Raw genomic sequence first — 25,371 nt, forward strand, 5'->3', positions numbered from 1 at the left:
CGGTCGTGCTCATCTCCGGTCAGGTTCGTCTCCGGTCGGGCTCATTTCCGGCCCCGCAGTGAGTCGACCGTCCAGCGGGCCGCCTGGAGTGCTCCGGCGCGCCCCTTGCCGTCGGTGTCCGGGACGGTGAACCGGTGATACTGCAGGGCCGTCACGATGTTCCCCACCCGGAGAACGACCACCGAGTTGACGCTCGAATGGCCGTTGCTGAGCTGGAAGGCGTAAGCCTCGTCACCGAGACCGGGGACATCGGCCGGAGCGCTCACGACCCGGGTGTCCTTCGCGTCGTTCGAGCGGATGCGGAGGTACCTCGCGTGCGCGAGCTCCGCTTTCGGTTCGCGGACAAGAGTGATCTCCAGCGTGTTCCTGAGACTGTCGGGTGCCTTCGGGTCCTCCGCCGACCAGTCGCAGGTCGTCTTCTCCCTCGACGGGGAAGCCGCGAGGTAGAGGCGCCCGGCCTGCTCTCCCGAGATCAGGGAACACGGGTCCGGAGCCTTCGCGAAGAAGGTGGGCAGCGGAGCCGGGCTCGGCGGCCGGGCCACCGGACGGGGCCAGAACCAGAACGCCGTACCGGCGACGGCCAGGAGGACGAGCGCGGCGGCCACGAGGAGCAGGGGGGCGGGGCGGGGCCTCGCGGGGCGAGAGGTGAGTCCCAGCAGGACCGTGCGGGCCGTGGTGGCGTCCGGGCGGTGGGCGGGGTCGGCCGCCAGCAGGCCCTCCAGCAGCGGAGCCAGCGGGCCGGAGCTCGCCGGGCCGGTACTTCCGGTGCCCCAGGTGTTCCCGGCGCCTCCGGTGGCGGGACCGGAGCGCCCGGTGTCCCCCCGGGCCGGGGCACCGCCGTCCGCCGGGCGCGGGCCGGTGTGTGGGCCGGCGTACGGGTCGGTGTGGGACCCGGTGTGGGACCCGGTGTGCGGGCCGGCGCCCGGGGCCTGTCCCTCGACGGCGGTGAACAGCACGGCGCCCAGGTCGCGTAACTCGTCGGTGGCGTCGAAGACGGTCAGGCCGGTGACCACGACCCTGTCGTCCGGGGTGAGAAGGACGCTCTCCGGGTCGGCCAGGAGATGAACGCCTCGCTCGTGGGCGGCGGTCTGCGCGTCCAGCACGCGCAGGCCGACCTCGGCCGCCCGCTCGGAGGTGAGCGGTCCTTCCGCCCGGACGGTCCGCAGCACCGAGCGGCCTTCGACCGACTCCAGGATCAGCCACACCTGGTCGGGGAAGGAGACGACGTCGTGCAGGGTGATGACGTTCGGATGCCTGAAGTCGGCCGCGGCACGGATCCGGCCGAGAAGCCGGTCGCGGTGCGGGCCGGGCGGCGGGAGCGATATCCCGGTGATCGTGACGTCGCGTTGGAGCAGCTCGTCGCGGGAGCGCCAGGTGGCCCCGGTCCGGTCGCGACGCTCCAGCAGCCGGTAGCGACCGGCCAGCAGGTTCGGATCGGTCATGTGGGCCGTCCGGGTGTGGTGGCGCTGGGTCGTGCGGGCCGTTCGGATGGCGTGGGGCCGGGTCGTGCGGGCCGCTCGGGTGCGGTGGGACGGAACCGTGACGGTCGTCCGGGTGCGGCGGCGCTGGGTCGTGCGGATCGCCCGGGTGCGGTGGGACGGAACCGTGACGGTCGTCCGGGTGCGGCGGGGCCGGGTCCTGTCGGTCGTCCGGCCGCGATAGGGCCGTACGCGGGCCGGGGGTGTTCAGTCACTGCTGTTCAGCTTCTCGGCGACCTGGCGGGCGACGCGGAGGGCATGCCCGCGCAGCTCGGCGTCCGGACGCTCGCCCTTCTGTGACACGTCGACCTCGACCAGCAGGTTGCTGATCCGGAAACGGACCGTGGAGTTGATCCGGTCCAGCGCGGTCACGTCGTAGGCGAAGGCCTCCGCGCCCAGCCTGCCGGTGTTCCGGACGGCACCGGTCGCGCCCAAGAGGCCGGATCCCCTGTCGGCGACGATCTTTTTGCGTTCGGCGACGAAGAACTCGTGGGCCACGTCCGGGGCGGTCTTCGACCGCACGGGTGCCTTGTGGGTCAGCGAGAGCCGTAGCCAGCGCACCTCGCTCGGGTCGCCCCAGCCGCAGTACGACTCCCCTTCCTTCAGTGCGGTCGCCGCGGGTGCGGGAGTCGAACCGGGCACCACGGCCCGGCTCTGGGCGCCGGCCAGCAGTAAGCAGGCGTCGGGCACGGTGGCGAACCGCCCGGCGCCGGCCGCCGGTGGCGAGGGCCGGGACGCCTCGGGGTCGTCCGCGGCAGTCATCAGCAGCACCGTCCCGGTCGCCAGCACCGCCACCGCGGCCAGCGCCGCCCCCGCGATCAGACCGGTACGGCGGCGCGGGGCCGTCCGTCTCCCGGGCACGGTCTCCTGCGAGGAGACGGGCGAGCCGGGTGGGAAGGGCAGGGCGGGCGAGAGCCGGGAGAGCGGCTCCACGGGCAGCCCCTGGGAGATCTGCCGCAGGGCGGCGCGCAGCCCGGCCTCTCCCGGGCGCTGCCGGGGATCCTTGACGAGCGCCGCGACGAGCACCGGAGCCAGGTCACCCGCCCGGCGGGGCCGGGGCGCCTCCTGGGTGAGGATCGCGCCGATGGTCGCGGCCGAGGTGTCGCGGCGGAAGGGGCTGTGGCCCTCGACGGCCGTGTACAGGGTCGCCCCCAGGGACCACAGGTCGGTGGCCGGGCCGTCGTCGGTGCCGCGCAGCCGTTCGGGGGCCATGTAGGCGGGGGAGCCGACCAGCGCGTCCGGGGAGGTGAGCTGGACGTCCCCCTCCAGGGTGGCGATGCCGAAGTCGGTCAGCAGCACCCCGCCGTTCCTGGCGAGCATGATGTTGGCCGGTTTCACGTCGCGGTGCACGATGCCCCGGCTGTGCGCGAGGGCGAGCGCGTCCAGCACGGCCAGGCCGATCATGGCCACCCGCCGCGGCGGCAGCGGCCCCTCGGCCTGGACCGCCTGTTCCAGCGAACGGCCGTCGACCAGGTCCATCACGATCCACGGCCGTCCGTCCTGCGCCACGACGTCGTGCACGGCCACGATGGACGGGTGTCCCAGCCTGGCCGCGGCGCGCGCCTCGCGCATGGTGCGCTCCCGCGCCTCGGCGCGCTGCGCCTCGGGCAGGTTCGGGTCGAGCCTGACCTCCTTGATCGCGACTTCGCGGTGGAGCAGCTCGTCGCGGGCCCGCCACACCACGCCCATCCCGCCCGCGCCGAGCTTTGCGAGCGCCCGGTAGCGACCCGCCAGCACGGGAAGCGGGCCCGCGACCCGATCAGTCATCGGTCTTCAGGGACTCGGTGAGCCAGCGGGCCACCTTCAACGCGCCTTCGGCGATCTTGCCGTCGGGGTCCTCCTTGACGCCGCCCCGCTCGTATTCGACCTCGGCGATCAGGTTGCTGATCCGGAAGACCACGGTCGCCTTGTAGGAGCCTCCGTACAGGTTGATGGAGTTGTACGCGCCGGAGGTGAACGCCTCCTCGCCGACGCCCCGCAGGTCCTTGGGCGGCAGGGGCTTGGGAGTGGCGAACTGGCCCTTGTCGACGATGTCCTTCTTCTTGCCCGCCAGGTACTCCCTGGCCCTCGCGACCTCCGACCCGTCCTGCTTCTGGGCGATCAGCCGGACCCGCAGGTCGTACTTCTCGACGTTGGGCTTGCGCCAGTCGTGCTGGTTGAGCCAGTTGCAGACGGAGCGCTCGACCTCCGAGCTCTTGAAACCCGGCACGACCTCGTTCGCCTGTTTGTCGTCGAGCAGGCCGCAGGCCCGGGGAGCCGTGGCGAAGCGGCCCTTCGCGCCGGAGGGTTCGGCGGCGGAGAGGTCGTCGTCCGAGTTCGCGACCACCGAGGTGAGAAGGACGCCGATGGTGACCGCCATGCCGAAGAGCAGCACGCCGGTGAGCGCCACGACCGGCCGGGGTACGAGCACCCCCGTCGTCCACGTCGACCGCTCGCTGGGTGTCTCTCCCGGCGCGGGGACGGGGAGGAGGGCCGGTTCGCGCGAGGTGGGGGCGTCCGGCGGGTTCGGATGTGGTGGATTGGGGCCGGGCGCGCCGGGATGGGGCCGTCCCCCCGGGGAAGTCACCTGCCGGGGCGGTCCCTGCGGAGACGACTCCTGCTGAGCCGGTCCCTGTTGAGCCGGTCCCTGTTGAGCCGGTCCCTGCTGGGGCGCCCCTTGCTGGGGGAGGCCGGGGTGGGGCGGGCCCTGGTGGAGGGTGTCCTGCTGCGGCGGGACCGAGGGTGGAGTCGAGAGCGGGACCGAGGGTTGGGTCTGCCAGACGATCGGTGTGCCCGGGGAGGAGGAGAGCGCGGCCTGCGGAGGGACGGGGAGGTCCTGAAGGGGGAGCCTCGCCGTGATGGCGGACATCTGCTCGGTCAGGTTCTTCCTGAAGGGCGCGGTCACCTCTCCGGGGGTGGCCGGAGCGATCCCGCCGTCCTCCTGTCCTCCGGGGACGCCGGGGGTGCCGGGGATACCGGGGACGCCGGGAGTACCGGCGGCGCCCGGAACTCCAAGGGCTCCGGGACTCCCGGGCGCCGCGGTCGTGCCCCACCCCTGAGTCCCGGCCGCGCCCGGCCCCGGCGTCCCCGGCCCGGTCACGGTGGGTCCGGTCGTGCCCGGTCCGGTCGCGGTGTGCGGTCCCGGCATTCCGGGGGCTCCGGGCCCCTGGAGGGGGGTCTGCCCGAAGGCCGCCGGGGTCCCCGGGACGAGGGGAGGCGAGGGGACGGAGGGAGGGAAGGAGACGGAGGGGGCGGACGCTCCCGCATCGGAGGTTCCCGGAACCTGGGGGAGCGAGCCCGCCTGGGGCTGCGGGAGCATACCCGGCGGGAACATACCCGGCGGGAGCGTCCCCGGGGGTGGCGTACCCGGAGGTGGCGCGACCGGAGGTTCGGGACGGTACTGAGAGACCTCGATCAGGGCGCCGCGCAGGGTGGTCGGGTCGGGCCGCTGGGCGGGGTCGCCCGCGAGCAGGTGGAACAGGACGGGCGCGATCGGGCCCGCGTTGTCCAGGGAGCCGCCGGGCGACGGCGGACGGCCCTCGACGGCGGTGTAGAGGGTCGCGCCGAGCGACCACAGGTCCGCGGCCGGGCTGGTCACCCCCTCGGGAGAGGTGAAGAGCGAGGAGGGCAGGGACGGCCCGGCGAGGACGATCTGCTCGTACGGGCCGAGCAGCACCGAACTCGGCCGCACGTCGCCGTGCAGCATGCCCTGCCGGTGCATCGCGACGAGCTGGTCCAGCACGGCCACCCCGACCACCGCGGCCTGCTGCGGCGACATCGGCCCGAACCGGGCGACCACCTGTTCCAGGGAGCTCTGCTCAAGCATCGGCGGGCCGTCGGCTCCGGCGATCCCGGGTCCCGGCGCGACGGGGGCGGCGTGCCCGCCCGCGTGCCTGCCCTGCGATCGAGGGACGTCTGGATGGTTCATCCGCTCGCCTTCTGCTTGTTCAACGCGTTCGCGATCCACGTCGCGGTGGTGTGGGCTCCGGCCTGGATCGCCGGGCCGTCCTTGCTGCCGTCCACCACGGTGTAACCGACGTCGAGGACGAGGTTGTCCACGCGCATGACCACGTAGCTCTGCTCCAGCCTGCCTGTCTTGCGATTCTCGTAGACGTCGTAGCCGAACGCCTCGTCCCCGGCGGGTTTCACCGTCGTGGGCGCCGTGGAGCGGGAGGAGCGGATACCGGCCTGGATCTCCGGCCAGCTCCAGGCGTTCTCCCCGCTCGGTATGACGCTCTGGCGCCGGTTCACGAACAGCTCGTGCGCCTGCTGCGGGCTCTTGCCCCACTGGTCGGCGCCGGAGAGACGCACCTCCAGCCCCATGCCCTTGGCCGCCCACTGGCAGCCGCCGTCGTTGGTCGGCTTGCCCTCGCCCGCCAGCGCGGGCAGCAGCTGCCTGGCCATGGCGCCGGGGATGAGCTCGCACACGTCCACCGGCGTGGCGAAGGCGCCGGGACTCTCGCTGAGCCTGACCCGCTTCTCGGCGGACGTGGGGTCCGAGGTCAGCAGGAACGTCACCCCGAAGGTGACCGCGATGACCACCCCGATCCCGGCCGTCTCGACGGCGGCCCACAGCGCCGTGCGGCTCGGGCGCGGCGCGGGCGGCCGTACGGGGACGGGGGAGGGTGACGGCGGAGGGACGGACGGCGCGCCCGGGATCCCGGTGACCGTACGACCGGCGGCCAGCTCTCCCAGCGAGCGGGCGACGACCTCGAAGGACGGCCGGGCCTCGGGGACCGGGTCGAGCATGCGGATCAGCAGCGGGCCCAGCTCTCCCGCGCGCTCCGGCGGCCTCGGCGGCTCGGTGAGCACCCGGCCGATCGCCGCGATGGGGGTCTCCGCCGGGTGCGGCGGCACCCCCTCGACGGCGAAGTAGAGCGTGGCGCCGAGGGACCACAGGTCGGAGGCGGGGCCGCCGCGCTCGCCGCGCAGCCGTTCGGGCGCGATGTAGTTGGGCGAGCCGACCAGGTGGCCGGTCCGGCCGGAGGTGGCCTCGCCGTCGGCGACCGCGAAGCCGAAGTCGGTGAGGACGGCCTTGCCGGTCCTGGTGAGGAAGACGTTGCCCGGTTCGACGTCGCGGTGGACCACCCCGGCGGCGTGGGCGGCGCCGAGCGCGCTGAGGATGCCCACCCCGATCCTGGCCGTCTGGTGCGCGGGAAGCGGGCTCCGGTCGCGGACGGTCCGCTCCAGGGACGAGCCCGACAGCAGCTCCATGACGAGCCAGGGGCGTTCCTGATCGACGACCACGTCGTGGACGGTCACGATCGAGGGGTGCTTGAGCCGGGCGGCGAGGTTGGCCTCGCGGATCGCCGAGGCGAAGACCTCCTGCCGCCTGACGGGGTCGAGGTCGGGTGGGAGCCGCACCTCTTTCACCGCCACGTCGCGGCCGAGCGTCTCGTCGGTGGCGAGCCAGACCGTGCCCGCCCCGCCCTCGGCGAGAGGGTTGAGCAGCCGGTAACGGCCTGCCAGCACTCGAGTGTCGATCCCGCTCACCCCGTTCGCTTATCCCATCGCGGACAGCAACATAGTCACTTAGCGGCACATGAACCAATGAACAGTGATTCCGCCTCATCCATTGACCCCTGGCTTCTGTTTTCGTAGTGTCACGAGCACCCTCACGACGCCCTTGGAGCCGCGATGAAGCGCCTGCACACGCAAGAGCGGATCGACCGTTACACCGCCGGCGGCTGGTGGACCGGAGACACGATCGACCAGCTGCTCCGTGCCCAGGTGAGCGCCCGCCCCGGTGCTCTCGCGATCGCCGACCCGCTCAACAAGGCCGACCTGCTGCCCGGTGAGATCAAGAGGCTCACCTGGTCCGAGCTGGACGCCGAGGTAGACCGGGTGGCGGGGGTGCTGCGCGGCCGAGGCGCCGGCCCCGGGGACGTGGTCGCCGTCCAGCTGCCCAACAGTGTGGAGCTCGCGGTCACCTTCCTGGCCGCGATCAGGGTGGGCGCGGTGGTCACCCCGTTCCCCGTGCAGTACCGCGAGTACGAGCTGAACCAGCTCTGCGCTCTCGCCGGGGCCGTGCTCTTCGTCACCTCGACGACCGCCGCCGCCCGCGTGCCTACGATCCTCCCGGCCCTCACCTGGGGCGGCGACCTCGACACCGCGACCGCCTCCCCGGACGGGGCACCGGGCGTCCCGTACGAGGCCCACCCCGCCGACCCCGTCACGATCTGCTGGACCTCCGGTACCGAGGCCACTCCCAAGGGCGTGCCGAGGTGCCACTACGACTGGCTCGCGGTCGCGTCCACCTGTGCCGACGCTCCCGGCCTCACCGAGGACGACGTCATCCTCAACCCCTTCCCCATGGTCAACATGGCGGGGATCGGCGGGGTCTTCCTGCCCTGGCTGAAGACCGGTGCCGTGCTCGTCCAGCACCACCCGTTCGACCTGCCGACCTATCTCGGGCAGATCGCGTCGGAAGGCGTCACCTACACCCTGGCCCCGCCCGCGCTGCTGACGATGCTGCTCCAGCAGGAGGCGATCCTCGCCAGGACCGACCTCACCACGCTGACCCGGATCGGTTCGGGCTCGGCGCCGCTGCCGCCGCCGATGGTCAAGGGCTGGCAGGACAGGTACGGCATCGCGATCATCAACTTCTTCGGGTCCAACGAGGGCGTCGCGCTCCTCTCCGACCCGGTGCACATGCCCGACCCCGAGGACAGGGCCCGTTTCTTCCCCCGGCCCGACGCCCCGGGCACCACCTGGCCCGGCACCCTCGGCGCGACCAGGACCAAGCTGGTCGACCCCCTCGGCGAGGAGATCGCCGAGGCCGGGGTCCCCGGAGAGCTCCTCCTGTCGGGACCGACCGTCTTCTCCGGCTACCTGCCGGGCACGGCCACCGCCGACCCGTTCGACGAGGACGGCTACCTGAGGACCGGCGACGTGTTCGAGATCGCCGGAGACCAGGGGCAGTACCTGCGCTACGTCGACCGGGCCAAGGACCTGGTCATCCGAGGCGGCATGAACATCGCGCCCGCCGAGCTGGAGGCGCTGGTCTCCGGGCACCCGGCGGTGGCCGAGGTGGCGGTGGTCGGCTACGCCGACGAGGTCCTCGGCGAACGGGTCTGCGTCGTGCTCGTCCCCAAACCCGGCCAGACCGTGGACCTCGCCTCGGTCGTGGACCACCTGCGGGGCAGGGGCATCGCCTCGTACAAGCTCCCCGAACGCCTGGAGGTCGTCGAGGCGCTGCCCCGCAACCCGCTGGGCAAGATCCTCAAGCGGGAGCTGAAGGAGTCACTGGCGACGAACGGCTGAGTCCCGCCACCTTCGCTCCCCGGCGGCCGTGGCCCTCCGCGACCGGGCCGCAGGGAGCGCCCGCACGGAGTGCCGTGCCCGAGGGTCAGTACGAGTCGGACCACTTCTCGTGGGCGGTCCACAGGCGCTGCCAGAGTTTGGCCCGCTCGACGGGGGTGACGTCCGGCAGGGACAGGCCGAAGACGTCGGCCAGCATCTCGAAGTAGTCGCGTTCGGTCCACGCGGTCTGGGTGTGCTCGCGGTCGCCTAGACGGGCCAGGACCAGGCCCCGCATGACGTCGACACCGCTCGCGTCGCGCCGCTGGACCGTGGCCACGCGGACGAAACCCGACTCGGGTGAGGTGGAGAGGAAGTCGTGCATCGCGGCGAACTCCGTCATCGCGGCGGGCCCGGCGCGGAAGTCCATGCCGAGGAAGTCGCCGCGCGGGTCGTGGTCGAACCGCCACCCGCCGGGTTCCACCTCGGAGGGACGCAGGCCGTAGGTGAAGGGGCCCTGCCGGTACGTGCCCTCGACGAGCGGGAGCGGGTCGTGGATCGCGTCACCCAGTCCCTGGTCGACCAGCCACTCCCCGCCGGGATTGCCCGGACCGGGAAGTCCCGAGACCGTGAGCACCAGGTGGCCGCCGTCCACGTTCGCCGGACCTCCGGCACGGCCCTGTATCCCGCCGAGGTGCCGGGTCACCCGGTAGCCGAGCGCCTTCAGCAGCAGGGAGAAGGCCCCGTTCAGGTGGTAGCAGTAGCCACCTCGGCCCCGCATGATCCGCGCGACCGACTCCCTCGGGTCCACGGTCGTCGGGCGGCCCAGCCAGATCTCCAGGCACTCGTACGGCACACGCTCCACGTGTGCCCGGTGCAGCAGGTGCAGTGACTCCGCGCTCGGAGGTCCGTCGACCTTCGCGCCGATTCTGCGGAGATACGCGGTGACATCGATCACCCCGTCACGGTAACGCCGAGATGGGGGCGGACCTAGCGTTGGACATGCGCTTTCTCGGGAACGGTCGCGAACGGGGGGACGGCGGTCGACTGCGGTGAGCTGCTGTGAACGGTCGCGGACGCTGTGAACGGTCGCGAACGGCTGCGGACGGCCGTGAACCTCCGCCGCGCCCTCCCCGCGACACCGAGATGTCGCCTCGCTCGCGACACCGGAGGCGCCGCTCCGCCCGCGACGTCCGGACGGCCCCGCCCCGTGTCGCCTCGGCGCCGCGCCCCGGCGGCGGTGCCGGGGTGCGGCGCTTCAGGTGGGGGGCAGGGGTGAGGTGAGGCCAGATGAGACCGGGGGAGACCGGGGGAGGTCAGGCGCGGCGCATGGCCCGGGTGCCGACGAGCAGGCCCAGCGCGGCCACGGCCACCGCCGCGACCAGGCCGCCACCCGTCGCCGCCGAGACGATCTCGCCGTTGAACAGGGCGCGCTCGGCCTCCACGACGTACGTCAGCGGGTTGAGCCGCGAGAGCGCCCGCAACCAGTCGGGGCCGTCGCTGACGGGCAGCAGCATCCCGGCGAGCAGCATCAGCGGGAAGAGCAGGGTCTGCTGGACCCCCCAGAACATCCACTCGCTGTCCTTGGACGCCAGTGCCAGCGTGTAGGACAGCGCGCCGAGGCCCACGCAGAAGACCGCGAGGACCAGCAGGCCGAGCAGGGCCCCCAGGAGGTGCGGACGGAACCCGAACGGGACGGTGACGGCGACGACGACCACCGTCTGGGCGAGCACCGGCACGATCTCCTTCAGGGCCCGCCCGACGATCAGGGCGGGCCTGCGCAGCGGGGAGACGAGCATCCGCTCGTGCGATCCGGTCTGGATCTCGAACAGCAGGTTCGCCCCGGTGGAGGAGGTGCCGAACAGGCAGGACATCACCACGATGCCGGGGACGAACCACTGCAGCGCGGACCCGCCCTCCACGGCCGGGAGCAGGGGCGCGAACAGCGCCAGGAAGAACAGCGGCTGCACCATCGTGAAGATCACGGAGAACGGGTTGCGCAGCACGGGGCGCAGCTCGCGGTTGAAGACGGTGACGGTGTCGGTGACCATGCCGGTGCCGCTCATGCCGCGTTCCCCTCGGTGGTGGTGACGCCGGACTCGGCGGTGTGGTTCGTGGTCGAGGGGCCCGTGGTCCCGGTCTTCGTGGGCCCGGCCTTCGTCGTGCCGGGTTGCGTGGTCCCGGGTCCGGCGGTGCCGTCCTCGCGGAGGCTGCGGCCGGTCAGGCTGAGGAAGACGTCGTCGAGGGTGGGGCGGGTGACCTCGACACCGGTCACCTCGATGCCCGCGTCGTCCAGGCCGCGCAGCAGCTTCGGCGCGAGCTGGACGCCACCGGCCACCTCGATCACGACCCGCGCGCCGGTCCGCTCGACCCGCGCGCCCGCCACGACGCCCAGCGACTCGGTGACGGCTCGCCGGGCGTCCCGCTCGCCGCCGAACGTCAGGGTGACGCGGTCGCCCGCGTGGTCGGCCTTGAGCCGCGCGGGGGTGTCGTCGGCGATGACCCGCCCGTGGTCGATCACGATGACCCGTTCGGCCATCTGGTCGGCCTCGTCGAGGTAGTGGGTGGTCAGGACGATCGTGGTGCCGTGCTCGGCGCGCAGCGCGCGGATGTGCCCCTGGAGGTTCGCCCGGTTCTGGGGGTCGAGGCCGGTGGAGGGCTCGTCCAGGAACAGCAGGTCGGGGGCGTGGATCAGGCCCATCGCGATGTCCAGCCGTCGTCGCTGGCCACCGGACAGCGACGACACCGTCCGGTCGGCGACGCCCTCCAGGTCCAGGGAGGCGATCAGCTCGGCCGCCCGGTCGCGTGACGCGCGGGCGCCGAGCCCGTACGCGCGGCCCTGGCTGATCAGCTCGTCACGGCCCCGCTGGCTGTGCGCGGCCCCGTTGCCCTGGCCGATGTAGCCGATCCGGGAGCGCACGCCGCGCTGCCCGGTCGTCACGTCGTGTCCGGCGACCTCCGCGCTGCCCGAGGTCGGGGGGAGCAGCGTGGTGAGCATCCGCAGGGTGGTCGATTTTCCTGCCCCGTTCGGTCCCAGCAGTGCCACCATCTCGCCGGAGGCGACGTGCAGGTCGAGGCCGCGTACCGCCTCGACCGTCTCTTTCCTGACGGTGAAGTGCCTGGTCAGCCCGCTCGTGCGGATCATCGTGCTGTTCATGTGGACCACGCTAAAATCCATTCAGGCCACTTTTTGACCGGAATTCACGAGAATCTGGATCCATGGCGAACACGAGTGCGCGGATGCTGCGGTTGCTCTCCCTGTTGCAGACCCATCGTTACTGGCCGGGCGGTGAGCTCGCCGACCGGCTGAACGTGAGCGAGCGGACGCTGCGGCGCGACGTCGACAGGCTGCGCGAGCTGGGTTACCCGGTCGACGCCAACCGGGGTGTCGCGGGCGGCTACCAGCTCCAGACCGGTGCGACCATGCCACCCCTGCTGCTCGACGACGAGGAGGCGGTGGCCATCGCCGTCGGGCTGCGCACGGCGGCCGGGGGTGCCGTGGCCGGTATCGAGGAGACGTCGGTGCGGGCGCTGACCAAGGTCATTCAGGTGATGCCGCCCCGGTTGCGACGAAGGGTCGACGCGTTGCGGGCCTACACCGTCCCCGCCGTCATGGGCGGGGGGCCCACGGTCGACTCGCTCGCCCTGACGGTGATCGCCCAGGCGTGCCGGGACGACGAGCGGCTGCGGTTCGAGTACACGGCGCGCGACGGCGACCGGACGACCCGGCTGGTCGAGCCGCACCGGCTCGTGTCGCTGGGACGCCGCTGGTATCTCGTCGCCTGGGACGTCGAGCGCCACGGGTGGCGGACCTTCCGCGTCGACCGGCTCGTCGGCGCGGAGTCGACCGGTGCCCGGTTCCGCCCGCGCGAGCTGCCCGGCGGCGACGCCGGGGCGTTCGTCCGCGACAGCATCACGTCGATGCCGACGCAGTATCAGGTCGTGGTCGTCGTACGGGCCGCGGTCGCCGACGTCGAGCGGGTCGTGTCGCCCCTGGGAGGGGTGGTCGAGGCCGTCGACGATTGGTCGTGCCGGCTGCTGATGAACGCCGACGGGATGGAGTGGCCTGTCCTGGTCCTCGCCGCGCTGGGCGCCGACTTCGAGGTGGTCCAGCCGGCGGAGTTCCGGGACTACGTGCGCGCGACCGGCGAACGGTTCGCCCGCGCGGGCAGTGGCGGCGCGGAGGGCGGGAACGCGGGAACCGCGGCGTCCTGAGCAGGGCACCACGGGCGGTCCGCCGCGTGACACGGGCGATCGCGTCCGTGTCCGTATCTGTGCCCGTGTTCGTGCCCGTGTTCGTGCCCAGGTTTATGTCTGTGTCCGTGTTCGTGTCCTGGTTTGTCTCTGTGTCCGGGCCTCTTTTCGCGTCCGTGACCGTTTATCCGGTTGAGGTCGCGGTGGGCGCTCCGGTAGCCTGACCGTCCCTTCGAGTGTGAGGAGGTGAGGAGCACATGTTCGCCACCCTGGTCACGCGCTCCCGCCTCGGGCGACAGGCCGCCTGAGCCCGGGAAGCGCACCTGCTTTCTGGAGTTTCGCTTGTCCGAGTTTTCCCTGTCCGACCTGTCCAACCCGTCCGTGTCCGACGTACGGTTCCGTCCGCTCGAAGCGGGCGAGTTCGACCTGTTCCACCGCTATGGCCCGCTCCCCGCCTCCGGCGTCGGCGCCCGCCACCTGCCCTTCGACGAGCTCGGCTACCGGCCCGGGTGGGTCTGGGTCGCGCTGCGCGGTGACGAGGTCGTCGCCAGGGCCGCCTTCTGGGGTCCGCCGGGCTCCGAGCACCCCTTCAGCCTCGACTGGTTCGACCCCGGGTCCGGCCCCGACCGGACCGAGGTGGGGGCCGCCCTGCTGCGGGCCGCGTACGCTGCCCTGGTCACGCCCGGGTACGCCACACCGTCCGGGGCGCGGCCCGACTACCACCTGTTCCTGCCCGCCGACTGGCGAGAGCGTCCCGACGCGTTCGCGGACGCCTCCGACCGCATCGCCGCCGCCGAGAAGGCCGGGCTGAGGCAGTCCGTCGAGCGGCTCAACCTGCACTGGCTCCCCGAGTACGGCCTGCCGCCCAGGTCGGCCCGGCTCACCTTCGCGCCGGTCGACGACGACGAGGTGGCGGTGAACCTGCTGGCCCGCGTCGCCGAGGGCAGCCTCGACGACTGGGACCGGCGCAACCTCGCGGAGAGCGGCGCGAGGGCGACGGCGGAGAAGACCGTGTCCGAGGTCGCGGACATGCCCGGTGGTCGCGGGCGGTGGCGGCTCGCCCGCGACGCGTCGGGAGAGCTCGTCGGCATCGTGATGGCGACGCGTAACTCCAGGAACGCCACGATCGGCTACCTCGGGGTGGACCCGGCCCACCGGGGACACGGTTACGCCGACGACCTGGTCGCCGAGGCGCTGCACAACTTCGTCGCCGAGGGCGAGCCCGAGGTGAAGGACAACACCGACGTGGGCAACGCGCCCATGGCGGCCTCGTTCGCCCGGATCGGCTACCGGATCACCGGCCGCCGCCTGATCCTCGCCTGACCTCGACCCGGGGCCCGGCTGACCTCGGCCCGGGTCCTGCCTGACTTCGGTCTGGTTCCCGGCTGACCTCGACCCGGTTCCCGGTTGATCCCGGACTCTCCGGCCGGGGCCCTCGCACGTGCGAGGGCCCCGGCCGGTAGGCCGACCTCGCCGCCGGGTGCGCAGAACCTTCACAATTCACCACAGGTCTTCTGCACGGCCCCGGTCTACGCTGCCGGGCATGGCAACCCCTCAACAACGACGTGTCCTCGTGGTCGAGGACGACGAGACGATCGCGCGGGCCGTACGCCACAGGCTGGCCGCCGAGGGTTTCGACGTGCAGGTCGTCGGGGACGGCCAGGCGGCTTTGGCCGCCTACGCGAGGACGGGACCCGACGTGGTGGTGCTCGACCGGCTGCTGCCCGGCCTCGACGGGCTGGAGGTGTGCCGGAGGATGCAGGCGGCCAGGCCGGTGCCCGTTCTCATGCTCACCGCGCTGGGCGAGGAGACCGACCTGCTCGTGGGGCTCGGGGTCGGGGCCGACGACTACATGGCGAAGCCGTTCAGCATGCGCGAGCTGGTCGCCCGGGTGCACGCCCTGCTGCGCAGGGTCGAGCGGGCCTCCCAGCTGGCCGTGAACGACACGGTCATCCGTCTCGCCGAGGTCGAGATCGACACCGCGGAGCGCCGCGTCTACGTGCGGGGCGCCGAGGCCCAGCTGACCAGGACCGAGTTCGACCTGCTCTGCCGCCTCGCCGAACGCCCCGGCCAGGTCTTCGAGCGGGAGCGGCTGCTGGCCGACATCTGGGGCTTCTCCGAGGCCGCGGCCACCCGAACGGTCGACAGCCACGTGCGGGCCCTGCGCCGCAAACTCGGGCCAGGTGTCGTCCGTACCGTCCACGGCGTCGGCTACGCCCTCGTCAAGCCGTGAACGGGTGTCCTGGCACGGCCGTGAGCGTGCGCCCGCGCATGACCGCGAGGGTGTTCCGGTTCGCCGATGGGCGTGGGCTCGCGTACGACCGTGAACGCGCGTCTTGGCGGTCCACGGACACACGTTCACGCATGACCGTCACGTACCGCCGTGGACGCGTGCCGTGGGGACGCCGCGAACACGGGTTCCCGTACGCCCCCGAAACGGCGGCACTCATGTCCGGACGAGAACCGATCGTCCTCTTCGTCACTCAGACACTCATGTGCCTTTCAACTCCAACACCGGGACGCGCCGACCATTGAGACCTCTCGACTTCCTGGGCCGGATCAAGATAAAGCTCGGCTTGGTGATCCTGCTGGCCGTGGTGGCGGCGTTCGTCGTCAACGAGGTCGGCATCAACGCCGGGTACTCGCGCAACGTGCGCGTCGCGGTGGCCGCGGTGTTCGCGCTGATCCTGGTGCAGCTGCTCGCGCGGGGGATGACCAAGCCGCTGCGCGAGATGGCCGCCGCCGCGCAGACCATCGCCAAGGGCCGGTACGGCCTGAGGGTCACCGCGTCCTCCCGTGACGAGGTCGGCGAGCTCGCTCGCGCCTTCAACGCGATGGCCGCCGACCTGGGCGAGGTGGACCGGCAGCGACGGGAACTGGTGGCCAACGTCAGCCACGAGCTCCGCACGCCGATCACCGCGCTCCGGGCGGTGCTGGAGAACGTGGTCGACGGGGTCTCGGAGCCCGATCCCGTCACCCTCGGCACCGCGCTCGCCCAGACCGAGCGGCTGGGCCGCCTGGTCGCGCAGCTGCTCGACCTGTCGCGCCTGGAGTCCGGGGCCCGGTTGATCGAGCGCGAGGACGTCGAGCTGCGCCAGCTGTGCGAGCAGGCCCTGCGGGAGGCCGTACTGGCCAGGGAGGGGGTGGTGGCGCGCTGCGAGGTCCCGGAGGGGCTGAGCCTGCGCGCCGACCCCGACCTGCTCGCGCAGGTCCTCGCCAACCTGCTGGACAACGCGGTACGGCACAGCCCCGACGGCGGGGTGGTGGTGCTCGCGGCGACGGCCAGGGGAGAGGGCGTCCGGTTGAGGGTGAGCGACCAGGGGCCGGGGATCGCGGCCGAGGACCGGGCACGGGCGTTCGAGCGCTTCTCGCGCCTGGACGCGGGCCGGGCCGCCGACGACGGCGGCGCCGGGCTGGGCCTGGCCATCACCAAGGAGATCGTCGAACTCCACGGCGGCTCCATCCACGTCGACGACGGGCTCGGCTGCCACATCGTGGCCGACCTTCCGGAAAGGATCGAGATGAACCCCCCGTCCCTCCCCGCCAAGGGGGCTCCCCCCGCCGAGGCGGACGCCGTCACGCCGGACAAGGTCCCTCCGGGCGAGGCCCCCGCGGATCCTGCGGCTTCCGCGGCCCCTGCGCCTTCCGCGGCTTCCACGGCTCCCTTGGTTTCCGCGCCCTCCGCACCTTCCGCGCTTTCCGTCACGTCCGCGGCCGGTACGCCGTCCGGACATCGCGAAGCCGCCGGAGACGCTGGGGGCGTCGGGGGCGCCGGGAGTTCCGCGTCCGAGGAACCGGTCGGAGCCGTTCAGGCAGCCGGACCTGTTCAGGTGTCCGGACCTCGTGAGAGCGGCGAGGGGTCCGGTCCATCCGACCCGACCACGGCCACGGCCACGAGCGGCCCCGGCCCCGGTCCCGACCCCGGGGGTGATGTGACGTCCGGGCCGGTGCCCCCCTCTCTCGACCCCGGAGCCGCCGTCCCCGGAGCCGCCGTCCCCGGAGCCGCCGTCCCCGGGGGCGCCGCCACACCCTCCGCTCCCGTACGGCCCTCCGCGCGGCCGTACCCCCCGCGGCCCGTTCTCGACCAGCGGGGGAGTGCGCGTCAGAAGCCGGTCGTCGTGATGCGGAACTGGCCGGGAGCGTTCATCGGGGTGTTCCTCGGTGGCGTCGGGGGGCTGGTGTGCGCCGTGATCGTGGGCATCGTTCTCTCGAACGTCGACTCCCTGCTGGCCGCCTTCGCCGGAGCCGTCATCCTCACCGGCGGCGCGTTCGTCGGCACGGTCATCGGCGCCACCACACCCACCGACGACATCCTGGCGGCCCCCGTGGAGCGGCTCCCACACCGGCCTCCGGCACAGGGACCGGCACAGGGACCGGCACAGGGACCGGCACAGGGAGTGGGACCGGCACGGGAACCCGTCGCGCAGCGCGTCACCGTACCGGGTCCGGAGGTCCCGCACCGGGAAGGGGCGACGAGCTCACCGGCGGTCTCCCGGCCGGGAGGGCCGGTGGAACAGGCAGGCCGGCCCGGAGGAGCGGCGGAACCGGGAGGAGGGCGGGGGCCCGGAGGCCCCGGCGGATACGGGGCATCGGGTGAGGGGAAGGGCCCGGGGGTTCCCGGAGGGTACGAGGCACCGGGCGGAGGGAAGGGCCCGGGGGTTCCCGGCGGATACGAGGCGCCGCCGATCTTCCCCCGGCCCGAGCTGCCGGACACGCCCAAATGGGTGCTTCCGGTGTCGGCCGCCGTCGGGGTGCTCGCCGCGGTCGCGGTGCCGTACGGCAGGGCCGGGCTGGGGCTCGTGCTGGTGGCCGCGGCGATGGGGGTGGCGACGATCCCCGCGGCGCGCAGGCGGATCAACCCGTGGTCGGCCGGGATGGGGGCGATCGCCTACGGGCTGGTCGCGACGGTGATGTTCAGGGACGCGGACTGGCTGGTCGGCATCCTCCTCCTGGCCGGGTTCCTGACGGCCGCGCTCGCCCTGTCGGGGGCCGGCCGCGGCTGGCTCGGGGTGCTCAGGGGCGGCGCGTCGGTGGTCCTGGGCCTGCTGCCGGTGCCGTGGTTCCTCGGGGCGAGGCTGAAGGGCCTCGCGTCCCGTCGCCGGGTGATGCCCCTGCTGCTGGGGGGCGGGCTCACCGTCGTGCTGCTCGCGGTGTTCGGCGCGCTGTTCGCCTCGGCGGACGCGGTCTTCGCCGAGGCCGTCGAGCGGGTGTTCAGCGCGCAGGCGTGGGCGGAGTCGATGCCGCTGCGCATCCTCCTCTTCGTCGTCTTCGCGCTCGTCGTCGCCTCCTCGGTACTGGTCGGGCTGCGACCCGTGGCCGAGCCGAAGGCCCCCGACCTGAAGGTCGCGGTCGGCCGTGGTCTCTGGGTGACCCCGCTGACGGCGCTCAACCTGCTGTTCGCCACGTTCGTGGGCATGCAGCTGACCGTGCTGTTCGGCAGTACCCGTTGGGTGCTGGAGGCCACCGGGCTGACCTACGCCGAGTACGCGCGCTCCGGGTTCTTCCAGCTCGTCGTCGTCAGCGTGTTCGTGCTGGCCATCGTGGCGGTCGCCTCGGGGACGCTGGAGCTCAGGGGAGCCGACCGCTGGCTGATGGCCGGGCTGCTCGGCGTGCTCTGCGTGCTGACCCTGGTGATCCTGTTCTCCGCGCTGCACCGCCTGGACCTGTACGCCGACGCCTACGGTCTCTCCCGGCTGCGGGCCTCGGTGTCGGCGACGGTGCTGTGGCTGGGCGGGATCTTCGCGCTCGTCCTCGCCGCGGGCGCGGCCCGGCTCACCGGGCGCGGGCACGCGCGCTGGCTGCCCAGGACCGTCGTCATCATGACGAGCGCCTCCCTGCTGGCGTTCGCGGTCTGGAACCCCGACCTGCGGGTCGCGGAGACCCAGATCGCCGTACGGGGTGTGGAGCGGGTCGACCTCGCGTACCTGGGCGACCTCGGCGCGGAGGCCGTGCCCGCCCTGGACAGGCTGCCGGAACCGGCCCGCAGCTGCGTCCTGCGGGACGTGGTCGCGGCCAACGAGCTCTCCGGGCCCGACCCGTGGAACGGCTGGAACCTGGCCCGTCGCGAGGCGAGGGAACTGCTGGCCCGGCGTCCGGTCGACAGGGGCGCCTCCTGCCCGCAGACGCTCTCCCGCCTGGAGATCCCCGACCAGGACTGAGCGGTCTCGAATTCACCGGCTCCTGGTGGGGGTGGCAGGTACCGATACGACACGGTCGAAGATGACGGGTGTGGACTCCTCTGCCAGGAATTGCCCGGTTGCAGGGTCCCGTTCCACGAAAGCCGGGGTACATCAGAGCCTCCGGCAATCTTGGCGCGGTTCGCTGGACACCGTCGTGGTTCTCCCGCTGAGAATCGTGCCCGGATGCCACGACCAAGGCTGCCGCCCTATCCGGCCAGACCGAGACGGCGGGCGGGTCCAGCCTGCGCCGGAGACGCTTGGGATCGCGTTCCGCGGGCCGAAAACTGTCGGTGCCGAACGACCCTCGACCGCCGCCGCCGGGAGGCCTGCCGCTCTGCGTGGCCAACCGGTGTTGGTGATCCGGGGTGCCCTGATCGATTAGAGCGAAACCGAAACTCGCATCACGGGCTTTGCCGGAGACCGTTCCGGCAAGGCCCTGCGACTGTCGGCCGTAACGCACGGTCGGAGGTCGCGATTGTCTGTGCGGAGGGGCCCCCGACCGTTGACGAAGGGCGGCTGTGGGCCGACACACGGTCGGCTAACGGTCGGCTACGACGGCGCCCATCCCGCTGAGGTCCTTCGCTCACCCCGGGGAGCGGCCGGAGTACGCCTGAAGGGCGCCGTGGACCGGGGCGATGTACCGGATAAAAGGCCGTTACCACGTACATCGCCGACGTCATGCTGACGTTGACCAGCAGCGGCGTGAAAACGGCCGCCGCGCGACCCGGGCACGTTATCCGGTACATGCCCAGAGCAGCACGGCCGGACATGATGGCGACAGCCTGCGGGGATGGAGTGGCGCGGTGTGTTTCTGGCGTACTCCGGCCGCCCCCAGGTAGAGTCGCCGGTCCACCAGAGCGTGTCCGCGGGGTGTGGCTTAACCGAGGAATACCCCGATCTGACAGTTGGTGATCTTCCCCGCGTGCCGACGTACTGCCGTTGCACCCCGGCCGAGTACGCTCCCTTCTTCTCGAAACAGGTGTCGTCACCGATCAGGACTCCGTCGGTGGCACCCAGGTGGTCGATCACGTGGGTACGGATATCGTCATGCACGCCGTCGACGTCCCACTTCGCCGTGGTCAACAGTCGCTGCATCCCGCCTGGGGTGGCCTCGCCGGCGTATTCGGCCAGCGACCAACCGGTTTTGCGCTCGATACCGGACAGCAGCCCTTCGATGCGGGAACGGGCGCGCAAGCGCACTTCCCGCCGTCTGAACCGGCCTGCGACGTGGGCGAACGCGTCATCCAATTGCCCTTGGCGTCGGACGTCAGCCAATTGGGCCAGCCCGTGCTCGGGTAATCGAGCCGCTCGAAGTGGGGTGCTCACGAGGGACAGTAGAGCCGTTTGGGTGGTAGGTGCTGAATTGAGCGCTTTAGTGTGGTCTTGTGGTCGACGTGACCGTCAGATGACCGTCCCAGCGGCACGCAATGCGACTGGAGGTCATTTCCAGCCGGGGCGGCGCCAGTTCAGGCACCGGCCTCGAGCGCGGCGAGGTCGCGCACCGCATAACGGTGATGCTCGGCCTCTTCCTCCAGCACCACCTTGAGACAGCGGCGCACGACGTACTCCTGGTCGGGATACGGGTCCGCCGGCCTGCGACCGCATACCCGATCTAGCTCGGCCTCGGTGAGCCCGTCGACGACACGCCGCATCGTGGCCATGCGGGCGAGCCGCGGCGCGAGCACCTCGTCGAGTGTCGGGGTGGCTTCGAGGGTGAGACCGAGCTTCGCCGCCGCCTCGGGCGGCATCCCGCCGTAAGGGAAGCCCAACGGGTGGTACGGCGCCTCCTCCTCCAGCACGGCATTGCCGAGCCAGGCATCGCCGGCGAACAGCAGGTGCCGTTGGGTCTCGACCAACGACCACTCGCCGTTGACCCGCTCGTACAGCTTGGCCTCGGGCAACAGCCCGGCGCGGTCGAGTGTCGCCGCCCACAGCGTCTCGATGGCATCCCAGGCAGCCCGGTAGTCGTCGGGGGATGCGGCCTCACGCGCCAGCACCCGCGTGGGGTGGCGCCGGTCGAGCTCGGCCTCGACGTAGGCGGTCACGTCGACGTCGTTGACGACGAGACGCTCGAAGTCGCCACCGAGGTAGACGTCGCTCCCATAACAGTCGACGATCTTCAGGCCGCTGACCTCGCAATCGCGGATCTCGAGACCGGCGAGGTCGCACAGGTGGATGCGGGCACCACGGAACCGGTCACTCTGGGCGTACTCAGCAGCCATCGGTGCAGTCTTCCCCACCCGTCTCGCCCGCGCCACCTTTGGAGGGCGATCCGGTTCACAACCTCCACAGGATCCCGTTGATGACCTCGCGGTGGTCACGCCAGGGACGTCCCCCACTGAACTAGATATTTAGGGATATTCAATATCGATTCGGGGCAAAGAGGCCGAAGGTGCTGTAGATGGGTACGCGCCTGATGCCAACTTGGGAGGCTTCATGAGCATAGATGTTGCCGAACGAGAGCACCTGGCCCTCGGTGAGCTTACCGACCGTTTGACGAAAGTCTTCGCCGGTACTCATGAGGCCGAGCGGGTGCACTCCACTGTGACGGCAATCCACCAGCGCTTCGATGACCGTCCGATCCGTGATTTCGTTCCCGTTTTCGTTGAGCGGATCGCCCGTAAGGAACTCGGCGGCTCCGCCTGAGGTGCTCGGCGGCTCCAGGGGCGGTGGATCGCAGCGCAGACATGTCCTTGCAGGCGATTGGGCCTGCTTGCCGTCAGCCTGGAGGCGTGCGCGGGCCTGCTTCGTTCCTGCGCACTCACGCGGTGTAGGCGATCGGGAGCGCCGCGCCCGCGAGGAACCGCTCGCTCAGCTTGATCCGCTGGGCACCCGGTCGTACGAGGTGGCCAAGCCGCTCTACCAGGCGGCGAGCAGGACCAGTGTGACCAGGGGCGAGTTTCTCCAGGCCCAATTCGGCGGTTTCAGTCTTGGGCCTGTGACCGCCTCGCGTCTCTCCAGCGGTGCGAAGAGCCTGGGCGGGAGACGGAGGTCGAAACGGTTACCGGCTCGTCGGCATCCTCTCCGCGTCGTTGCCGGGGGCGGCGGGCGAGGTACACCAGGGCGGGGGGCAGGTTGCGCCACACCGTCCGGCCGAGCACGACCTCCTCGAAGGTCGTACGAAGATCATGGAGGTGTTCTCGCGCGGGTGGCGCCCATCGTGTCCAGCGGTAGGCGAACTGGGTGAACACCCCGTCTCGGGACAGGGAGCCGGCCACCAGCGGCAGCAGCCGGGCGCCCGCCACCGGCCGGAACGCGACCCAGGGCAGGCCGCTGACCACGACGTCGGCGGACAGGCCGCGCTCGGCCATCAACCCGGGCAGCTCCGCCGCGTGGGCGTGCACGACCTCCACGCCGGGGAAGCGACGGCCGAGGAGCACGGCCAGGCGCGGGTTGAGCTCGACGGCCAGATGGTGGCCCCTGCCCCCCAGACGATCCTGGATGACCCGGGTGAAGGCGCCGGTTCCCGGTCCCAGCTCGACGACCGTCGGCTCCCCGCGTTCGGGGATCGGCACGACCATCTGCGCGGCGAGCCGTCGCGAGCTCGGGGCGACCGTGGCGGTCAGCAGCGGGGACCGGAGGAACTCGCGCAGCAGGGAGGTGCCGCCGGAGGCGTCGGTGGCGGGGCCGGTCGGTGTCACCGTGCGTGCTCCAGTGTCGTGGTTTCCTGTCTCGCGGGCTCATGCTTCCAACAGGGCGACCACCGCCGTCACCTGGCCGGGGTGAACACCGGGAGACATCTCTCCGGCCCTTCCGCCGGTCGGCGTCCCGTGGCCGGGGATCCGGGGAGTCCCGGCCGGAGGGACCGTCGTCACGAGGAGCCGGGTGGGTGGTCCGCCCCCTCAGGGCGTCAGGTCGGGTTTGTTGGTGATGATGCCGTCCACCCGGTAGGAGGTCACGCGCCGCATCATCGCCGGATCGTCCACGGTCCAGGTGAAGACCTCCATGCGGTGGCGGTGGACACGCCTGACGTACTCGGGGGTGAGCTCGTTGTAGGGCGGGTTGATCTGATCGGCGAACCTCGCGAGTCCCGGGAGGTCGGCGATCGCGGGCGTGCCGATCAGGCCGATCGGGACCCGGGGCATGACCCGGCGGAACGTGCGCATCGAGTTCCAGTCGAACGACTGCACGATGAGCCGTCCGGGCCCCAGCCACGAGGGGTGACGTCGCAGCTCGTCGGCGACGCGGGTCTCGATGCCCGGGTAGAGCCCCGGCGCCTTGATCTCCAGCAGCAGGCCGAGCCGGCTCGCGCTCATCGCGCGCAGGGTCTCTCCGAGCGTGGGCACCGGCTCGCCCTTGTACTTCGCGTCGAACCACGAGCCCGCGTCCAGCCTGCGGATCTGCGCGAGGGTGAGGTCGCCGACCCTCCAGGGCGCCAGGCCGGGGAACAGTCTCTCGACGTTGGTGGTACGGGCCAGTGTCGTGTCGTGCATCAGGACCAGCTCGTGGTCCTTGGTCTCCTGGACGTCGAGCTCGAACATGTCGGCGCCCTGCTCGTTCGCCAGCTCGAAGGCCGCGACGGTGTTCTCCGGCGCGTACGCCGACGCCCCGCGATGGGCGACCGTGGTGGGGGCCGGTGGCTGCGCGGCGGCCGGGGGAACGACCGCCGCCAGTACCACCAGCGTGGTCATGACAGTGAGGACGAGTCGTCGGAACATGGGTCTCCTCGACATCCGGGGAACGTCCTACGACCCTGAATCTGACTCGCGCTCATGACATTGAGTTGACATGCGAGTGGTTGGCCGATGCCGGGCAGATGAGCAATCGCCTCGGCACCGCTGTGCCGCGCGTGTCGCTATGGCCCGGCGTGGGAGAGGGGCACGGAAAACCGATGCCGGCTCCGGGTAAGACTCGCCGAGCTCGCCAAACTCGCGGAATCCGGCAGTTCCCGAAGGTGGGCGCGGACGGCGTACGGGCGGTGGTGACGGGCGATCCGAGGGGCGCCCCCGACGCTTTCCAGCGGGTCGAGGCCGGCGCCGGGGGATTCATGCGAGTTCCGGCGTGACGACGGCGACCGCCCTCCGAGCGGCGTGTCGGTGAACGGAAAGTGAATTGTCAATACGTTGTGAGTGCCTCGCTCCGCACTGTCGTCATTAATCACATAATTCAATGACAACCGCTATTTCATAGCGATACGGGGCAAGCTTTCGAGGAATCACATGAGGCGTTGGATCGGTGTCGGGCTGGCACTGCTCCTCGGCGCCGCCGTGGTGGCGGCGATCGTGGTGGGCAACCGTGACGGCGGCGCGAAGGCGCGTGAGCTCGCCCTGGTCCGGGGGGTGATCGGATCGGAGAAGAAGCCGTTCTTCGACGATCCGAGAGTGCGGGCGGCCTTCGCCGCGCACGGCCTCCGGGTGGAGGTCGACACCGCCGGGTCGCGCCAGATCGCGACCTCGGTGGACCTGGGAAAATACGGCTTCGCGTTCCCCTCCAGCGCTCCGGCGGCCGAGAAGATCAGGCGCGACCGGGGTGTCGCCCGCACGTTCGCGCCGTTCTCCTCGCCCATGGCGATCGCCACTTTCACCCCGATCGTGGACGTGCTCACCAGGGCGGGCGTCGTACGGGACTCCGGTCAGGGGTACCAGGTGCTCGATATCCAGAAATATCTGGTTTTGGTAGCGAAAGGCACTCGGTGGGATAAATTGCCGGGTAATACCGCTTACCCGGCGCGCAAGCGCGTGCTGCTCACCACCACCGACATCCGCACCTCCAACTCCGCGGCGATGTACCTGGCGATCGCCGGTTACGTGGCCAACGGCGACGACGTGGTCACCTCCGACGAGCGGGGGGCCAGGGTCGCCCAGGCCGTCGCCCCGCTCTTCCTCGACCAGGGCTACTCCGAGACCTCCACCGAGGCGCCGTTCGAGGACTACCTGTCCCTGGGGATGGGAAAGACGCCCATGGTCGTGATCTACGAGGCGCAGTACGCCTCGCGCCTGTTCGCCGGGGACGGCTCGATCCGCCCCGACATGCGGCTGCTCTACCCCTCTCCCACGGTCTTGAGCAAGCACACGCTCGTACCGCTGGGCGAGCGGGGCGCCGAGGTCGGCCGCCTCCTGCAGGAGGACCCGGAACTCGGGCGCCTCGCGGCCCTGTACGGCTTCCGCACCGCCGCCCCCCGGGCGTTCGACGACCTCGTGGCGAAGGTGGGGGCTCCGCTGCCACCCGGCCTGGTCGACGTGGTGGAGCCCCCCGACCACGAGCGGCTGGAGGGCATGATCTCCGCGGTCGAGACGCTCTACCGCTCCGGAGCGGTCCCCTCACCCACTCCCTGACCTCACCTTCCCCGCGCTTCGAGGAGA

At 71.7% G+C, this 25,371-nt stretch carries 19 protein-coding genes and 1 pseudogene; 8 read left to right on the plus strand and 12 right to left on the minus strand.

Going from position 1 to position 25,371, the window contains the following annotated elements; all coding sequences use genetic code 11:
- Positions 1-41 precede the first annotated feature (41 nt).
- Entirely contained in the window at positions 42-1,442 is a 1,401-nt protein-coding gene (locus tag ACFFRH_RS08095; protein ID WP_386155348.1) for a protein kinase family protein, read from the minus strand.
- On the opposite strand from ACFFRH_RS08095, the gene ACFFRH_RS08100 reads away from it, so the two are divergent.
- Positions 1,441-1,662 (plus strand): hypothetical protein, encoded by a 222-nt coding sequence (locus tag ACFFRH_RS08100; protein WP_386155350.1) that lies wholly within the window; start codon positions 1,441-1,443, stop codon positions 1,660-1,662. The genes ACFFRH_RS08095 and ACFFRH_RS08100 overlap by 2 nt on opposite strands.
- Positions 1,663-1,685: 23 nt before the next feature.
- Here the strand turns inward: ACFFRH_RS08100 and ACFFRH_RS08105 are convergent, their stop codons facing one another.
- Genes ACFFRH_RS08105 through ACFFRH_RS08115 form a run of 3 tightly spaced genes read right to left on the minus strand, consistent with a single transcriptional unit; the run spans position 1,686 to position 6,950 of the window.
- Complete coding sequence (locus ACFFRH_RS08105) at positions 1,686-3,245, minus strand: serine/threonine-protein kinase (protein ID WP_386155352.1); 1,560 nt, start codon at positions 3,243-3,245, stop codon at positions 1,686-1,688.
- Positions 3,238-5,385 carry a protein kinase family protein gene (locus ACFFRH_RS08110; RefSeq protein WP_386155354.1) on the minus strand — a complete coding sequence of 716 codons (2,148 nt, stop codon included), beginning with the start codon at positions 5,383-5,385 and terminating at the stop codon, positions 3,238-3,240. Before ACFFRH_RS08110 ends, ACFFRH_RS08105 begins: the two co-directional genes overlap by 8 nt.
- Positions 5,382-6,950 (minus strand): serine/threonine-protein kinase, encoded by a 1,569-nt coding sequence (locus ACFFRH_RS08115; protein ID WP_386155356.1) that lies wholly within the window; start codon positions 6,948-6,950, stop codon positions 5,382-5,384. Before ACFFRH_RS08115 ends, ACFFRH_RS08110 begins: the two co-directional genes overlap by 4 nt.
- A 144-nt stretch (positions 6,951-7,094) precedes the next feature.
- On the opposite strand from ACFFRH_RS08115, the gene ACFFRH_RS08120 reads away from it, so the two are divergent.
- Complete coding sequence (locus tag ACFFRH_RS08120) at positions 7,095-8,720, plus strand: class I adenylate-forming enzyme family protein (protein WP_344744394.1); 1,626 nt, start codon at positions 7,095-7,097, stop codon at positions 8,718-8,720.
- An 85-nt stretch (positions 8,721-8,805) separates the two neighbouring features.
- Here the strand turns inward: ACFFRH_RS08120 and ACFFRH_RS08125 are convergent, their stop codons facing one another.
- The 3 genes from ACFFRH_RS08125 to ACFFRH_RS08135 form a co-directional block, all read right to left on the minus strand.
- Positions 8,806-9,654, minus strand: coding sequence for an arylamine N-acetyltransferase family protein (locus ACFFRH_RS08125; RefSeq protein ID WP_344744393.1), 849 nt, complete (start codon positions 9,652-9,654; stop codon positions 8,806-8,808).
- Between the two features lie 358 nt (positions 9,655-10,012).
- Entirely contained in the window at positions 10,013-10,762 is a 750-nt protein-coding gene (locus ACFFRH_RS08130) for an ABC transporter permease (RefSeq protein ID WP_386155359.1), read from the minus strand.
- Entirely contained in the window at positions 10,759-11,841 is a 1,083-nt protein-coding gene (locus ACFFRH_RS08135; RefSeq protein WP_344744397.1) for an ATP-binding cassette domain-containing protein, read from the minus strand. The genes ACFFRH_RS08130 and ACFFRH_RS08135 overlap by 4 nt, the downstream gene beginning before the upstream one ends.
- Positions 11,842-11,915: 74 nt before the next feature.
- Here ACFFRH_RS08135 and ACFFRH_RS08140 point away from each other — a divergent pair, with 74 nt between their 5' ends.
- The 4 genes from ACFFRH_RS08140 (at position 11,916) to ACFFRH_RS08155 (ending at position 19,048) form a co-directional block, all read left to right on the plus strand.
- A complete protein-coding gene (locus ACFFRH_RS08140) occupies positions 11,916-12,911 on the plus strand; it encodes a helix-turn-helix transcriptional regulator (RefSeq protein WP_344744391.1) in 996 nt (331 codons plus the stop codon).
- Positions 12,912-13,232: 321 nt separating this feature from the next.
- Entirely contained in the window at positions 13,233-14,213 is a 981-nt protein-coding gene (locus tag ACFFRH_RS08145; RefSeq protein ID WP_344744390.1) for a GNAT family N-acetyltransferase, read from the plus strand.
- Positions 14,214-14,433: 220 nt separating this feature from the next.
- A complete protein-coding gene (locus ACFFRH_RS08150) occupies positions 14,434-15,123 on the plus strand; it encodes a response regulator transcription factor (protein ID WP_344744389.1) in 690 nt (229 codons plus the stop codon).
- Positions 15,124-15,421: 298 nt separating this feature from the next.
- Positions 15,422-19,048, plus strand: coding sequence for a DUF4153 domain-containing protein (locus ACFFRH_RS08155; protein ID WP_344744388.1), 3,627 nt, complete (start codon positions 15,422-15,424; stop codon positions 19,046-19,048).
- A 901-nt stretch (positions 19,049-19,949) separates the two neighbouring features.
- On the opposite strand, the pseudogene ACFFRH_RS44735 reads toward ACFFRH_RS08155, so the two are convergent.
- Both ACFFRH_RS44735 and ACFFRH_RS08170 read right to left on the minus strand, forming a co-directional pair.
- Positions 19,950-20,344, minus strand: a pseudogene (locus ACFFRH_RS44735) (transposase); the annotation flags it as partial.
- Positions 20,345-20,535: 191 nt separating this feature from the next.
- Entirely contained in the window at positions 20,536-21,291 is a 756-nt protein-coding gene (locus ACFFRH_RS08170; RefSeq protein WP_344744387.1) for a DinB family protein, read from the minus strand.
- Between the two features lie 214 nt (positions 21,292-21,505).
- Here ACFFRH_RS08170 and ACFFRH_RS08175 point away from each other — a divergent pair, with 214 nt between their 5' ends.
- Positions 21,506-21,715 (plus strand): three-helix bundle dimerization domain-containing protein, encoded by a 210-nt coding sequence (locus ACFFRH_RS08175; RefSeq protein ID WP_344744386.1) that lies wholly within the window; start codon positions 21,506-21,508, stop codon positions 21,713-21,715.
- Between the two features lie 115 nt (positions 21,716-21,830).
- Here ACFFRH_RS08175 and ACFFRH_RS08180 read toward each other — a convergent pair whose 3' ends face one another.
- From ACFFRH_RS08180 to ACFFRH_RS08190, 3 genes are all read right to left on the minus strand, one after another.
- On the minus strand, positions 21,831-21,983 hold the full coding sequence (locus ACFFRH_RS08180) for a hypothetical protein (RefSeq protein WP_344744384.1): 153 nt from the start codon (positions 21,981-21,983) through the stop codon (positions 21,831-21,833).
- A 10-nt stretch (positions 21,984-21,993) separates the two neighbouring features.
- Positions 21,994-22,710, minus strand: coding sequence for a class I SAM-dependent methyltransferase (locus ACFFRH_RS08185; RefSeq protein WP_344744383.1), 717 nt, complete (start codon positions 22,708-22,710; stop codon positions 21,994-21,996).
- 201 nt (positions 22,711-22,911) lie between these two features.
- Positions 22,912-23,727, minus strand: coding sequence for a glycerophosphodiester phosphodiesterase (locus ACFFRH_RS08190; RefSeq protein WP_344744382.1), 816 nt, complete (start codon positions 23,725-23,727; stop codon positions 22,912-22,914).
- 501 nt (positions 23,728-24,228) lie between these two features.
- Here ACFFRH_RS08190 and ACFFRH_RS08195 point away from each other — a divergent pair.
- On the plus strand, positions 24,229-25,344 hold the full coding sequence (locus ACFFRH_RS08195; protein WP_344744381.1) for a hypothetical protein: 1,116 nt from the start codon (positions 24,229-24,231) through the stop codon (positions 25,342-25,344).
- Positions 25,345-25,371 lie beyond the last annotated feature (27 nt).

The organism is Streptosporangium vulgare, from assembly GCF_042428775.1.
GTDB classification, from domain to species: Bacteria; Actinomycetota; Actinomycetes; order Streptosporangiales; family Streptosporangiaceae; genus Streptosporangium; species Streptosporangium vulgare.